Raw genomic sequence first — 12030 nt, 5'->3', positions numbered from 1 at the left:
AGGATCCTGAGCCCGACGAAGGGTCAAAGCACGGCACAACGCCCCTCGGCATCCGGACACAGCAAAGGCCCGCCCCGCGAACGGGACGGGCCTTCCGTGCAACACGTCTCAGCTGTGGCGGACGATACCCAGCGGAGTCGACTCGTGACCCTGGCCGAGCGGGTTGTCCTTCAGGATCGCGACGAGTCGCTTCTCACCGGCCTTGTCCATGGTGGAGCCGAGGATGTTACCGCCCAGATCGTTGATGTCGACGACGGCCACGTCGAGGTCGATGCCGAGCAGCGACTTCAGACGGGCCGCAACCTCTCGGGGGCGCTCCGGGCCGAGGACGACGGCCTGGTTGTACGGCGGGATCGTGCCCTTGGTCGGACCGTCGATCGCGCGGGCCTTGTCGCCGGCGATGCGGTAGAAGTCGCCCTTGCGCCCGAACGCCTTGGTCACGGCGGAGACCGCCGCGGCGAACAGGATGCGGGGCGTGCCGCACTCGCGCAGCGCCATCTCCATGGTCTCGGGCATCCCGAGACCGATGCCGTAGGGAGTGCGCGTGACGTACTTCGACAGGAACAGAGCGAGCTTGCGCGGCGTGATCGAGTCGAGCTTGAACGAGCGGCCCTGCGTGATCGCGACGATCTTCTCGGTGACGAACAGCAGGTCGCCCGGCTGCACCGCATCCTTCGCGTACTCGAGGATGAAGGCGTCGAGGTCGTCACCCGGCATGACGACCCGCGTGCGGATCGGGATGCGGGCGTACGACGTGCCGTCGACGGTACGGGTGAGCGCCTTGCCGGCGTTGGCCTCCGCACTCATTCGAGGTAGTCCCGGAGCGACTGCGAGCGGCTGGGGTGACGCAGCTTCGCCATGGTCTTCGACTCGATCTGGCGGATGCGCTCGCGCGTGACGCCGAACGTGTCGCCGATCTGGTCGAGGGTCTTGGGCTGACCGTCGCCGAGGCCGAAGCGCATGCGGATCACGCCCGCCTCGCGCTCGCTCAGCGAGTCGAGGAGCGACTCCAGCTGACGCTGCAGCATGGTGAAGCCGACCGCGTCGGCGGGGACCACGGCCTCGGTGTCCTCGATGAGGTCACCGAATTCGCTGTCGCCGTCTTCACCGAGGGGCGTGTGCAGCGAGATGGGCTCGCGGCCGTACTTCTGCACCTCGATGACCTTCTCGGGGGTCATGTCGAGCTCGCGGCTGAGCTCTTCCGGGGTGGGTTCGCGACCGAGGTCCTGCAGCATCTGACGCTGAACACGTGCAAGCTTGTTGATGACCTCGACCATGTGCACCGGGATGCGGATGGTGCGGGCCTGGTCGGCCATGGCGCGGGTGATCGCCTGACGGATCCACCAGGTGGCGTACGTCGAGAACTTGAAGCCCTTGGTGTAGTCGAACTTCTCGACCGCACGGATCAGACCCAGGTTGCCCTCCTGGATGAGATCCAGGAACTGCATGCCGCGACCGGTGTAGCGCTTGGCGAGCGAGACGACGAGGCGGAGGTTGGCGCCGAGCAGGTGGCTCTTCGCGCGCTGGCCGTCGCGGGCGACCCACTGCAGGTCGAGACCCAGCTGACCGGTCTTCTCGGCGGCCGACATGTTCGACAGCTTCTCTTCGGCGAACAGGCCCGCCTCGATGCGCATCGCGAGCTCGACCTCTTCGGCCGCGTTCAGCAGCGGGACTTTACCGATCTGCTTGAGGTAGTCCTTGACCGGGTCGGCGGTCGCGCCGGTGATCTGCGCCGAGTAGACGGGGACGTCGTCCTCGTCGCTCGACGAGATGACGATCGCGCCGGACGGCAGGGCCTCGGCGGGCGCGGCCGGGGTCTCGTCGTCCTCATCGTCGTCGGACTTCTTGGCGCCGGGCTTGGCCGCGTCGTCGGACTCCTCCGCGTCGTCGCTGTCTTCGACGTCGATCTCGACGTCGCCCTCGTCCTCGACGTCCTCTTCGTCTTCGAGGTCGTCGTCCTTCTTCGCCTTGGTCTTGGCCTTGGCGGGCGTCGCCTTGGCCTTGGCGGGGGCCTTCTTGGCGGGAGCCTTCTTCGCGGTCGTCGTCGTCGACGCCGTCACGGTCTCCTCGGAGTTCTCGAGCTCGGTGTCCTTCGCACCCCGGGAGCGGGTCTTGGTTGTCGTGCCTGCCACGTTTCGCCTTTCACCGGGAACGTACGTTGCACGGCCACCGGTCGTTCTCGGACACTAGTAAGACCCTTGTCAAGTACCGAGCCGAGGAGCGTGGCTCCTTGACCGGATGACAACGGGTCAGGTTCTTCATTGTCTCACATCCCCCGACCGGGACTTGACGCGGACCGGGGATCTATGCGTAGACAACGCCCTTCCGGCCATCCGCATTCCCTCCGGACGCCGTACCTTGCGGCATCCGGTGACGGGGTCGCCGCGCGGTCGCCGCGTCTTGGGCGCGTCGCCGTACTCCGCCGGACTCAGCCGAGCTTGCCGCGCCGGTCGTCGTCGCCGGGGCGGGTGGCGAGGAACCGCTCGAGTTCCGCCGCGAGCTCGTCGGCGCTGGGCAGGTCGCCCGTGTGGATGATGGGGGTCGCGTGCGTGGAGCCGGCCATATAGGAGTCGTAGCGCTCCTCCAGCCCCTCGAGCATGCGCGTGAGCTCTTCGCTTCCCTCGACCTGCTCGGCGACCTTGCCGATGAACTCGCGGTTCTCCTCGCGCAGCACCTCTCCGGAGAACACGAGTCCCGTCGCGACGGTGAGGCTGTCCAGAGCGGCCAGGGCGGCGGCCGGGTATTCCGTGTCGCCGAGGTAGTGCGGAACGAGCAGCGCGAAGCCGGCCACTTTGGCGCCGGCCTCCGCGAAGCGGTATTCGAGCAGATGACCCGCCGTGGAGGGGACCTGCGTGTGCGGGCGCCAGACCGAGTGCGCTTCGGCGAGGTCGGGTCGCGTGCCGCTGACCGTGGTGCCGATGGGCCGCGTGTGCGGCACCGGCATGGGGATCGCGTGCACCCACGTGACCGACGACACCTGCATGCCGGCGGAGAGCTCGAGAACGGTCTCGGCGAAGGCCTCCCACAGGAAGTCGGGCTCGTAGCCGGCCAGCAGCAGGAACGGGTGCCCGAGCGAGTCGTGCGCGAGCGAGAGTTCGAGCCGGGCCGGTCGGTAGTCGGTGAGGTGGTCCTCGACGAAGGTGATGACCGGACGCCGCGCGCGGTAGTCGAGCAGCACGTCGTTGTCGAACACGACGACGGGGTTCGGCTCCAGGTCGTCGCGGAAGTACTCGACCAGTCGGGTGACGGCCCCGCCGGCGTCGGTGAACCCCGTGAGGGCGATCACGAGCGGCAGGCCCGACGGCACGGGCGGCGCCGCGGGGGCGCGGTCGTACAGCGGGGCGGAGGAGGGCATGCATCCACTCTACGAGCGCTCCCGGATGCCCGGTCGCGGTGCGTCCCGCTGCTAGCGAACACGCACGAACCTAGGATGGATGTCATGCCGTTCCCCTCCGTGGCGTACACCGACGCCCCCGTCCTCGAATCCGATGCCGACGCGATCCTGCTGATCGTCCCCACCACTGCGGAGGGAGCGTCCGACCCCGATGGCTGGGACGGACTGGGGGCGGCGCTGTCCGCGGTCGGATTCACCGGGGCCGTCGGGTCCTACCAGCGCGTGCACGTGCCCGGTGTCGACAAGCCCGTCGCCGTGGTCGGTGCGGGCTCCGACGCGACCGACGCGTCCGTCCGGGATGCCGCCGGCGTCGGCCTGCGCCAACTCACCGGTTTCGCGCATGTCGCGATCCAGTCGCTGGTGGCGGCGCCGTGGCGTCCGATCGCCGAGGGTGCCGCACTCGGCGGATACCGCTTCGCCGACTACAAGAAGAAGGCCGCGAAGGCGCGAGCCGAGCGCGTGAGTGTGTCGACGAGCGAAGCGCCGGCCGAGACCGACGTCACCGCGGTCGCCGCGATCTCGGGAGCCGTCGCGCTCGTCAAGGACCTCGTGACCACGCCCGCCGAGTGGCTCGGACCCGCGGACTTCGCCGATGCCGCCGTCGCGGCCGTGAAGGATCTGCCTGTCGAGGTCGAGGTGCTCGACGAGGCTGCGCTGCGCCAGGGTGGCTACGGCGGAATCCTCGGCGTCGGCCAGGGTTCGGATCGCCCGCCCCGCATGGTCCGCCTCGAGTACTCGCCCGCCGGGGCCGAGCGCCACGTGGCCCTCGTCGGTAAGGGCATCACCTTCGACACCGGTGGTCTGTCGCTGAAGCCGCCCGCATCCATGGTCGGGATGAAGTACGACATGTGCGGCGCCGCCACGGTCCTCGCCGTGCTGAAGGCCGCCGCCGAGATGGCCCTGCCCGTCAAGGTCAGCGCGTGGCTCTGCATCGCGGACAACATGCCGTCGGGTCGGGCCACCCGCCCCGGAGACGTGCTGCGCACCCTCGACGGCACGACCGTCGAGGTGCTGAACACCGACGCCGAGGGTCGCCTCGTGCTCGCCGACGGTCTCGCCGCGGCGAGCCGCGAGAACCCCGACCTGATCGTCGACGTCGCCACTCTCACCGGAGCGATCACCGTCGCCCTCGGCAACCGCCACACCGGGGTCATGGGAGACGACGCCGCGGTCGCGTCGTACCTCGAAGCGGCGGGTCGCGTCGCGGAGCTGGCGTGGCAGCTGCCGCTGCCCGACCACATGGTCGACGACCTCGACTCCCCCATCGCCGACCTGCAGAACGCGAAGATCGGCGACCCCGCAGGCGGTTCGCTCTTCGCCGGCCTGTTCCTGCGCCACTTCGTCGGCAGGGTGTCCGACGAGGCCGACGCGCCTCGCATCCCGTGGGTGCACCTCGACATCGCGGGGGTCGGTATGAACAAGTCCGCCCCGTTCGGATACACCGACAAGGGCGTGACCGGCGCGACCGTCCGTTCGCTGGTGGAACTGCTCGTCTCGGACGGCGCGCGGTGACCGAGTACACCGCGGACGTCGTCGTCCTCGGTGGCGGCAGTGGCGGATACGCCGCCGCGCTGCGCCTCGCCGAGCTCGGCAAGGATGTCGTCCTGATCGAGAAGGACAAGCTCGGCGGCACCTGCCTGCACCGAGGTTGCATCCCGACGAAGGCCCTGCTGCACGCCGGTGAGGTCGCCGATGCCGCCCGCGGTGCGTCGGACATCGGTGTGGACGTGACGTTCAGCGGAATCGACCCGGCCCGGGTGCGCGCGTATCGCGAGGGGATCGTCGCCAAGAAGTACAAGGGTCTCGAGGGTCTCATCTCGGCCCGCGGCATCCGCGTCGTCTCGGGCGAGGGGACGCTCGAGGCAGGGCCCGCTGTGCGCGTCGGAGACGACCTGTACCGCGGAACGGACGTCATCCTCGCGACGGGTTCGTACAGTCGCAGCCTTCCGGGCCTGGAGATCGGCGGGCGCGTCCTGACCAGCGAGCAGGCTCTCGATCTCGACGTCATCCCCGAGCGCGTCGTCGTGCTCGGCGGCGGGGTCATCGGCGTCGAGTTCGCCAGCGTGTGGCGCTCGTTCGGCGTCGAGGTCACGATCGTCGAAGCCCTCCCCCACCTCCTCCCCGCCGAGGACGTCTCGTCGAGCAAGGCTCTCGAGCGCGCCTTCCGCAAACGCGGCATCGCCTTCCAGCTGGGCCGGCGATTCACGTCGCTCACCTCGGACGACCGCGGCGTCACGGTGTCCCTCGACGACGGCAGCGAGCTGGTCGCCGACTACGTCCTGGTGGCCGTGGGCCGCGGTCCCGCAACCTCCGGTCTCGGCTTCGAGGAGGCCGGGGTGGTGCTCGAGCGCGGCTTCGTGCAGACCGATTCCCGCCTGCGCACCGCTGCGGCGCACGTGTGGGCCGTGGGCGACATCGTGCCCGGTCTGCAGCTCGCGCATCGCGGCTTCCAGCAGGGCATCTTCGTCGCCGAGGAGATCGCGGGGCTCTCGCCCGTGCTCGTCCCCGACGTCGACGTGCCGCGGGTCGCCTACTCGCACCCCGAGGTGGCGTCGGTCGGACTCACCGAGGCCCAGGCTCAGGATCGTTACGGATCCGAGGCCGTCCGCGCATACGAGTACAACCTGGCCGGTAACGGCCGTAGCGAGATCATCGGGACCTCGGGGATCGTCAAGATCGTGCGTCGTGTCGACGGACCCGTCGTCGGGGCCCACCTCGTGGGCGATCGCGTGGGAGAGCTGATCTCCGAAGCCCAGCTCGCCGTCGGCTGGGAAGCGCATCCCGAAGACATCGCGCCGTTCGTCCACGCGCACCCCACCCAGAGCGAGGCGCTCGGCGAGGCCTTCCTGGCGCTCGCGGGCAAGCCGCTGCACGCACTCTGACCGACAACCGGTCACTAAGCTAGATACCGCATCCGGTACGAAGGAGACATATCCATGAGCACATCCGTCGTCCTCCCCGCTCTCGGCGAGAGCGTCACCGAGGGAACGGTCACCCGCTGGCTGAAGCAGGTCGGTGACACCGTCCAGGAGGACGAGGGGCTGTTGGAGATCTCGACCGACAAGGTCGACACCGAGATCCCCTCCCCCGTCGCGGGCGTGATCGAAGAGATCCTCGTCCAGGAGGACGAGACCGTCGAGGTCGGTGCCGTCCTCGCCAAGATCGGTGATGGCTCCGGCGCCTCGTCCAGCGACGACGCCCCTCAGGCCGCCCCTGCCGAGCAGGAGTCCGCTCCCGCCGAGCAGCAGTCCGCTCCCGCCGCTCCGGCCGCGTCGGCCCCCGCCGAGCAGCCCGCTCCGGCCGCGTCGGCTCCCGCTGCCTCCGGCGACTCCACCGAGGTCGTCCTTCCCGAGCTCGGCGAGAGCGTGACCGAGGGAACCGTCACGCGCTGGCTGAAGGCCGTCGGCGACGACGTCGCGGTCGACGAGCCGCTGCTCGAGATCTCCACCGACAAGGTCGACACCGAGATCCCCTCGCCGGTCGCCGGCACGCTGCAGGAGATCCTCGTCCAGGAGGACGAGACGGTCAACGTCGGAGCCGCCCTCGCCCGCATCGGCAGCGGTGCGGCCGCCCCCGCGCAGGAGGAGGCCCCCGCCGCTCCCGCCGCCGAGGAGAAGCCGGCCGAGCAGCCCGCGCCCGCTGCGGAGGAGAAGCCGGCCGAGCAGCACGCGCCCGCCGCGGAGGAGAAGCCCGCAGAGCAGCCCGCCGCGGAGAAGCCCGCCGCTCCGGCACCCGCCGCTCCGGCACCCGCCGCTTCGTCGAACGACGACGTCACCTACGTCACCCCCCTGGTGCGTCGCCTGGCGCAGCAGCAGGGCGTCGACCTGACGACGGTCAAGGGCAGCGGCGTCGGCGGTCGCATCCGCAAGGAAGACGTGCTCAAGGCGGCCGAGGCCGCGAAGTCCGCCTCCGCAGCCCCCGCCGCGCAGGCAGCCCCGGCCGCAGCGCCCTCCGCCCCGGTCGAGGTCTCGCCGCTGCGCGGAACGACGCAGAAGATGTCGCGTCTGCGCAAGGTCATCGCCGAGCGTGCCGTCGCGTCGATGCAGGCGACCGCTCAGCTGACCACCGTGGTCGAGGTCGACGTGACCAAGGTCGCGGCGCTGCGCGACCGCTTCAAGGGCGAGTTCCAGCAGAAGACGGGCGACAAGCTGTCGTTCCTCCCCTTCTTCGCGATCGCCGCCATCGAAGCCCTCAAGACGTACCCGATCATCAACTCCACGGTCGAGGGCGACGAGATCGTCTACCCGGCCCAGGAGAACGTCGCGATCGCGGTCGACACCGAGCGTGGCCTCCTCACCCCCGTCGTCAAGGACGCGGGCGAGAAGAACATCGCTCAGCTGGCGCGCGAGATCGCCGACCTGGCCGCTCGCACGCGTGACAACAAGCTGAAGCCGGACGAGCTCGCGGGGGGCACGTTCACGCTGACCAACACCGGTTCGCGCGGCGCGCTCTTCGACACGCCGATCGTGTTCCTGCCCCAGTCCGCGATCCTCGGACTCGGTGCCGTGGTGAAGAAGCCGGGCGTCGTGTCGGTCGACGGTAAGGATGCCATCTCGGTGCGCTCCTACGTCTACCTGGCCCTGTCGTACGATCACCGCATCATCGACGGTGCCGACGCGGCCCGCTTCCTCGGTGCCGTCAAGGCCCGCCTCGAGGCGGCGCAGTTCGAGGGCGACCTCGGCATCTGACACCGCCGACCGCCGGCTCATGATGGCTGGTCCGCGACCGTTTCGACGGCGCGGACCAGCCATTTGTCGTCGTGCCGGACGAGCGTGACGTACTGCGCCCTGTCCGCATCCGCGACGCGGACGACGGCGACACCCCCGAAGTCCTCGAGGAGCGCGATATCGGCGTGCTCGGCATCGGGAAGCAGCGGCTCCCGTGTGAACGTCGACCCCTCGTCGAATGCGCTGCGGCACTCGGGATCGTCTCCGCACCGGGAGATCTCGCCGAAGACGCGTCGTGCGACCTCGACGATGTCGTCGGAGAGCGGAACGCGATCGTCCGCCGGCCAGGGCGACGTGGCCGAGGGTCGGGGAGTGATCGACATGGTCGGCGGCGCGATACGGGACACGTGGGGCGTCGAGGATGCCACCGGCGCGGGTTCCCGCACCTCGGGGAGGAAGACGGATGACACGACGGCGGCGACCGCGAGGACGCCCACCCCGATGACGGCCGCGCGGAAACGAGGCGATGATGCCCATCGCTCGCGGAGGCCCGCCGTGCCGTTCCGTATCGTGCGGAACAAGTCGTCGTCGAGGAGTCCGAGCGGACCGCCCGTCAGCGCGTCGTCGCGATCTTCCGCCCGTTCCTCGATGACCACCGGTGTCAGGGGTCCCAGCACGAGCGGTGCCGGGTCGGCGTGTGCGAAGAGCCGCCTCTCGACGGCATCCCACTCCCGCGGCGGGCGGGTCGCCACCACCTCTCCCGCTCGGTCGATCAGGCCGCGCGTCGTCGGATCGGGGACGAGCACGGCGAGCCGTCGAAGGCCGTCGGCGGTCGACGCGACGACGTCCGGAGCGCCGTGATCTTCGACGACGACGGGTCGCCCCTCCGCCGTCAACCACCACGCGGCTCCCCCGCCTCGGACGGCCGCGCTCCGGCATCCGCGCAGGAGACCGACGGCGGCGGTGACGACCTCGCCGGGGGTCAACGCGGTCGCGCTGGCGCCCCGGCGACGCAGGTAGACGATGAACGGCTCGACGGGGGTCGATGAGAGGGAGGTGCTCATTCCCCGATCGTGCGCCGGCGAGGGAGGTGCGCGCGGGACGGCCGGGGCCGGATGGGGATGACCGCTGCGACGGCGCCCCTGGGGAGGAACCGTTCGCGGCGAAGATAGAATCGTCTTCATGGCCGCTCGCACCACCACGCCCGAGAAGCGTCCGGGCTTCTTCTCGCAGCTCAAAACGCTCTACACCTTCACGCAGAAGGAGTACCGCTGGCTGCCCTTCCTGCTCGCGGGCATCGTCCTGGTGGGCATCGCCCTCGGTGTGCTCGTCGGCTTCCTCATCCCGCCGCTGGCGGTGTGGAGCATCATCCTGTGGGGTGTCACGGGTCTTCTCGCCGGCATCCTGGCCGGGATGATCACGATGACGCGGCTGTCGACCACGGCGATGTACAAGAAGATCGACGGCATGCCCGGCGCCACCGGCCACGTGCTCTCGTCGTCGCTCGGCCGCAACTGGCAGGCCTCCGAGGCCCCGGTCGGCGTGAACCCGCGCACCCAGGAGGCGCTGTACCGCGCGATCGGTCGCGGAGGCGTCGTGCTGATCGGCGAGGGCAACCGCAGCCGCCTCACCCGTCTGGTCGGCGAGGAGCGCTCCCGTGTGCTCCGCGTCGCGGCGGGCGTGCCGGTCACCGTCCTCTACGTCGGTCACGGCGACGACGAGGTGCCGATCGCCAAGCTCGCCTCGACCATCAAGGCGCTGCCCAAGAAGGTCGATCGCGCCACGATGGCCGCCGTCATCAAGCGCGTCTCGTCGGTCTCGCAGGGCCTGTCGTCGCTGCCCATCCCGAAGGGCGTCGACCCGACGAAGATGCGCGCTCCGCGCCCGCGCTGATCACACGAGGAAGGCCCCCGCTCAGCGGGGGCCTTCCTCGTCGGCGCGGGGTTGCGTCAGCTGCGGACCAGGACCGTCCCGACCGCCTTGTCGTGCAGACCGCGCTGATCGGCGTCCCACACGACCGCGGGGATGATGACGGCGAGCAGGAGCGTCCGCACGATGGGGCGCCAGAGCCCCACCCAGCCCCCGGATGCCAATTCGAGGCGCATGCCCATCAGCCGGTGCCCGGGACTTCCGCCGATGAGCGGGATGAAGAGGATCTGCACCGCGAAGAAGATGAGGTTCGTCGCGATGGGGTTGGCGAACGGCACCCCCGTCACCGGGTCGGGGGTGGAGAAGAATGCGAAGCCGATCAATCCGGCGCTCGCGACGTCGATCAGGAGGGCCGCGATGCGGCGTCCCGGACGGGCGATGGAGCCGCGACCCTCGCGGGGAAGGCCGAGCCGCTGGCCCGGGTATTCGTTCTCGGCGGGGACGCTCACGGCATCCAGCGTAATCGGGCCGTCGTAACATCCCGGAAACATGCGAGATATGACCGGGACACCGGTTCTGGGTAGGGTCGAGGAGGCTGGCCGAGGCCGGCATGATCCCGAATGTTCTACCTCTGGAGTCTTCATGTTCAAAGATTCGTCCGAGGTGCTGAAGTTCATCCAGGACGAGGACGTCAAGTTCCTCGACATCCGTTTCACGGACCTTCCTGGTGTGCAGCAGCACTTCAACATCCCCGCCTCGACCGTCGACGAGGAGTTCTTCACCGTCGGACAGCTGTTCGATGGCTCGTCGATCCGCGGGTTCGCGAACATCCACGAGTCGGACATGCAGCTGATCCCCGACGTGACGACCGCGTACGTCGACCAGTTCCGCGAGGCGAAGACCCTCGTCATGGTCTTCGACATCTACAACCCGCGCAACGGTGAGATCTACGGCAAGGACCCGCGCCAGGTTGCCAAGAAGGCCGAGAAGTACCTCGCCTCCACCGGCATCGCCGACACCGCGTTCTTCGCCCCCGAGGCCGAGTTCTACATCTTCGACGACGTGCGTTACGAAGTGAAGCAGAACTCGAGCTTCTACTCGGTCGACTCCGAGGAAGGCGCCTGGAACACCGGCCGCGAGGAAGAGGGCGGGAACCTCGCCAACAAGACCCCCTACAAGGGCGGCTACTTCCCCGTCTCCCCCGTCGACAAGACGGCGGACCTCCGCGACGACATCACCCTCAAGCTGATCGAGGCGGGCTTCGCGCTCGAGCGCTCGCACCACGAGGTCGGCACCGGTGGTCAGCAGGAGATCAACTACCGCTTCGACACGATGCTGCACGCGGCCGACGACATCCTGAAGTTCAAGTACATCGTCAAGAACACCTGCGAGCAGTGGGGCAAGGTCGCGACCTTCATGCCCAAGCCGCTCTTCGGTGACAACGGCTCGGGTATGCACACCCACCAGTCGCTGTGGAACGACGGCAAGCCGCTCTTCTACGACGAGACCGGCTACGGCGGACTCTCCGACATCGCCCGCTGGTACATCGGCGGTCTGCTGGCGCACGCGCCCGCCGTGCTCGCCTTCACCAACCCGACCCTCAACAGCTACCACCGCCTGGTGAAGGGCTTCGAGGCGCCGGTCAACCTGGTGTACTCGGCCGGCAACCGCTCCGCCGCCATCCGCATCCCGATCACGGGCACGAACCCCAAGGCCAAGCGCATCGAGTTCCGTGCGCCCGACGCCTCGGGCAACCCGTACCTCGCGTTCGCGGCTCAGCTGATGGCCGGCATCGACGGCATCAAGAACCGCATCGAGCCGCACGAGCCCGTCGACAAGGACCTCTACGAGCTCCCCGCCGAAGAGGCCAAGAACATCCCGCAGGTTCCCAACTCGCTGCTCGACTCGCTCGAGGCCCTGCGCGCCGACCACGAGTTCCTGCTCGCCGGTGGCGTGTTCACGCAGGAGCTCATCGACACCTGGATCGAGTACAAGATCGAGAACGAGATCCAGCCGATCGCCCAGCGTCCGCACCCCTTCGAGTACGAGCTGTACTTCGGGGTCTGAGTCCACAGCGCGATATTCTGGGCCAGAACGGGC

10 protein-coding genes are annotated in these 12030 nt (G+C 69.2%); 5 read left to right on the top strand and 5 right to left on the bottom strand.

All coding sequences use genetic code 11. The features are described 5' to 3' along the window. Positions 1 to 108: 108 nt before the first annotated feature. The 3 genes from AB0230_RS12390 to AB0230_RS12380 all read right to left on the bottom strand — a co-directional run bounded on the left by AB0230_RS12390 (position 109) and on the right by AB0230_RS12380 (position 3355). Positions 109 to 807 carry a coenzyme F420-0:L-glutamate ligase gene (locus tag AB0230_RS12390; protein WP_363579084.1) on the bottom strand — a complete coding sequence of 233 codons (699 nt, stop codon included), beginning with the start codon at positions 805 to 807 and terminating at the stop codon, positions 109 to 111. Beyond that, the gene (locus tag AB0230_RS12385; RefSeq protein WP_315995696.1) at positions 804 to 2132 is read right to left on the bottom strand and encodes an RNA polymerase sigma factor; all 1329 of its coding nucleotides are present in this window, start codon (positions 2130 to 2132) and stop codon (positions 804 to 806) included. The genes AB0230_RS12390 and AB0230_RS12385 overlap by 4 nt, the downstream gene beginning before the upstream one ends. Before the next feature lie 296 nt (positions 2133 to 2428). Then, positions 2429 to 3355 (bottom strand): PAC2 family protein, encoded by a 927-nt coding sequence (locus tag AB0230_RS12380; protein ID WP_315995695.1) that lies wholly within the window; start codon positions 3353 to 3355, stop codon positions 2429 to 2431. A gap of 84 nt (positions 3356 to 3439) precedes the next feature. Here AB0230_RS12380 and AB0230_RS12375 point away from each other — a divergent pair, with 84 nt between their 5' ends. Genes AB0230_RS12375 through sucB form a run of 3 tightly spaced genes read left to right on the top strand, consistent with a single transcriptional unit; the run spans position 3440 to position 8082 of the window. Next, positions 3440 to 4906, top strand: a complete 1467-nt coding sequence (locus AB0230_RS12375) for a leucyl aminopeptidase (protein ID WP_315995694.1) — start codon at positions 3440 to 3442, stop codon at positions 4904 to 4906. Then, positions 4903 to 6276, top strand: a complete 1374-nt coding sequence (gene lpdA / locus AB0230_RS12370; RefSeq protein ID WP_363391654.1) for a dihydrolipoyl dehydrogenase — start codon at positions 4903 to 4905, stop codon at positions 6274 to 6276. Before AB0230_RS12375 ends, lpdA begins: the two co-directional genes overlap by 4 nt. A 54-nt stretch (positions 6277 to 6330) precedes the next feature. Then, entirely contained in the window at positions 6331 to 8082 is a 1752-nt protein-coding gene (gene sucB / locus AB0230_RS12365; RefSeq protein WP_363579087.1) for a 2-oxoglutarate dehydrogenase, E2 component, dihydrolipoamide succinyltransferase, read from the top strand. Positions 8083 to 8099: 17 nt separating this feature from the next. Here the strand turns inward: sucB and AB0230_RS12360 are convergent, their stop codons facing one another. Next, entirely contained in the window at positions 8100 to 9125 is a 1026-nt protein-coding gene (locus AB0230_RS12360; protein ID WP_366376017.1) for a hypothetical protein, read from the bottom strand. A 118-nt stretch (positions 9126 to 9243) separates the two neighbouring features. Here AB0230_RS12360 and AB0230_RS12355 point away from each other — a divergent pair, with 118 nt between their 5' ends. Next, the gene (locus tag AB0230_RS12355) at positions 9244 to 9954 is read left to right on the top strand and encodes a DUF4191 domain-containing protein (RefSeq protein WP_315995690.1); all 711 of its coding nucleotides are present in this window, start codon (positions 9244 to 9246) and stop codon (positions 9952 to 9954) included. Positions 9955 to 10010: 56 nt separating this feature from the next. Here AB0230_RS12355 and AB0230_RS12350 read toward each other — a convergent pair whose 3' ends face one another. After that, positions 10011 to 10439, bottom strand: a complete 429-nt coding sequence (locus tag AB0230_RS12350) for an RDD family protein (RefSeq protein ID WP_315995689.1) — start codon at positions 10437 to 10439, stop codon at positions 10011 to 10013. 133 nt (positions 10440 to 10572) lie between these two features. Between AB0230_RS12350 and glnA the strand changes: the two genes are divergently transcribed. After that, a complete protein-coding gene (glnA, locus tag AB0230_RS12345) occupies positions 10573 to 11997 on the top strand; it encodes a type I glutamate--ammonia ligase (RefSeq protein ID WP_094734498.1) in 1425 nt (474 codons plus the stop codon). The last annotated feature ends 33 nt before the right edge of the window (positions 11998 to 12030 follow it).

The sequence above is a fragment of the Microbacterium sp. NPDC089190 genome (genome assembly GCF_040701795.1).
GTDB classification, from domain to species: domain Bacteria; phylum Actinomycetota; class Actinomycetes; order Actinomycetales; family Microbacteriaceae; genus Microbacterium; species Microbacterium galbum.
This window is presented reverse-complemented; position numbering and strand designations above follow the sequence as displayed.

Coding starts and splice junctions, on each gene's coding strand:
- AB0230_RS12360 (WP_366376017.1), bottom strand. CDS start 9,125: ATGAGCACCTCCCTCTCATCGACCCCCGTCGAGCCGTTCATCGTCTAC.
- AB0230_RS12390 (WP_363579084.1), bottom strand. CDS start 807: ATGAGTGCGGAGGCCAACGCCGGCAAGGCGCTCACCCGTACCGTCGAC.
- sucB (WP_363579087.1), top strand. CDS start 6,331: ATGAGCACATCCGTCGTCCTCCCCGCTCTCGGCGAGAGCGTCACCGAG.
- AB0230_RS12380 (WP_315995695.1), bottom strand. CDS start 3,355: ATGCCCTCCTCCGCCCCGCTGTACGACCGCGCCCCCGCGGCGCCGCCC.
- AB0230_RS12355 (WP_315995690.1), top strand. CDS start 9,244: ATGGCCGCTCGCACCACCACGCCCGAGAAGCGTCCGGGCTTCTTCTCG.
- glnA (WP_094734498.1), top strand. CDS start 10,573: ATGTTCAAAGATTCGTCCGAGGTGCTGAAGTTCATCCAGGACGAGGAC.
- AB0230_RS12375 (WP_315995694.1), top strand. CDS start 3,440: ATGCCGTTCCCCTCCGTGGCGTACACCGACGCCCCCGTCCTCGAATCC.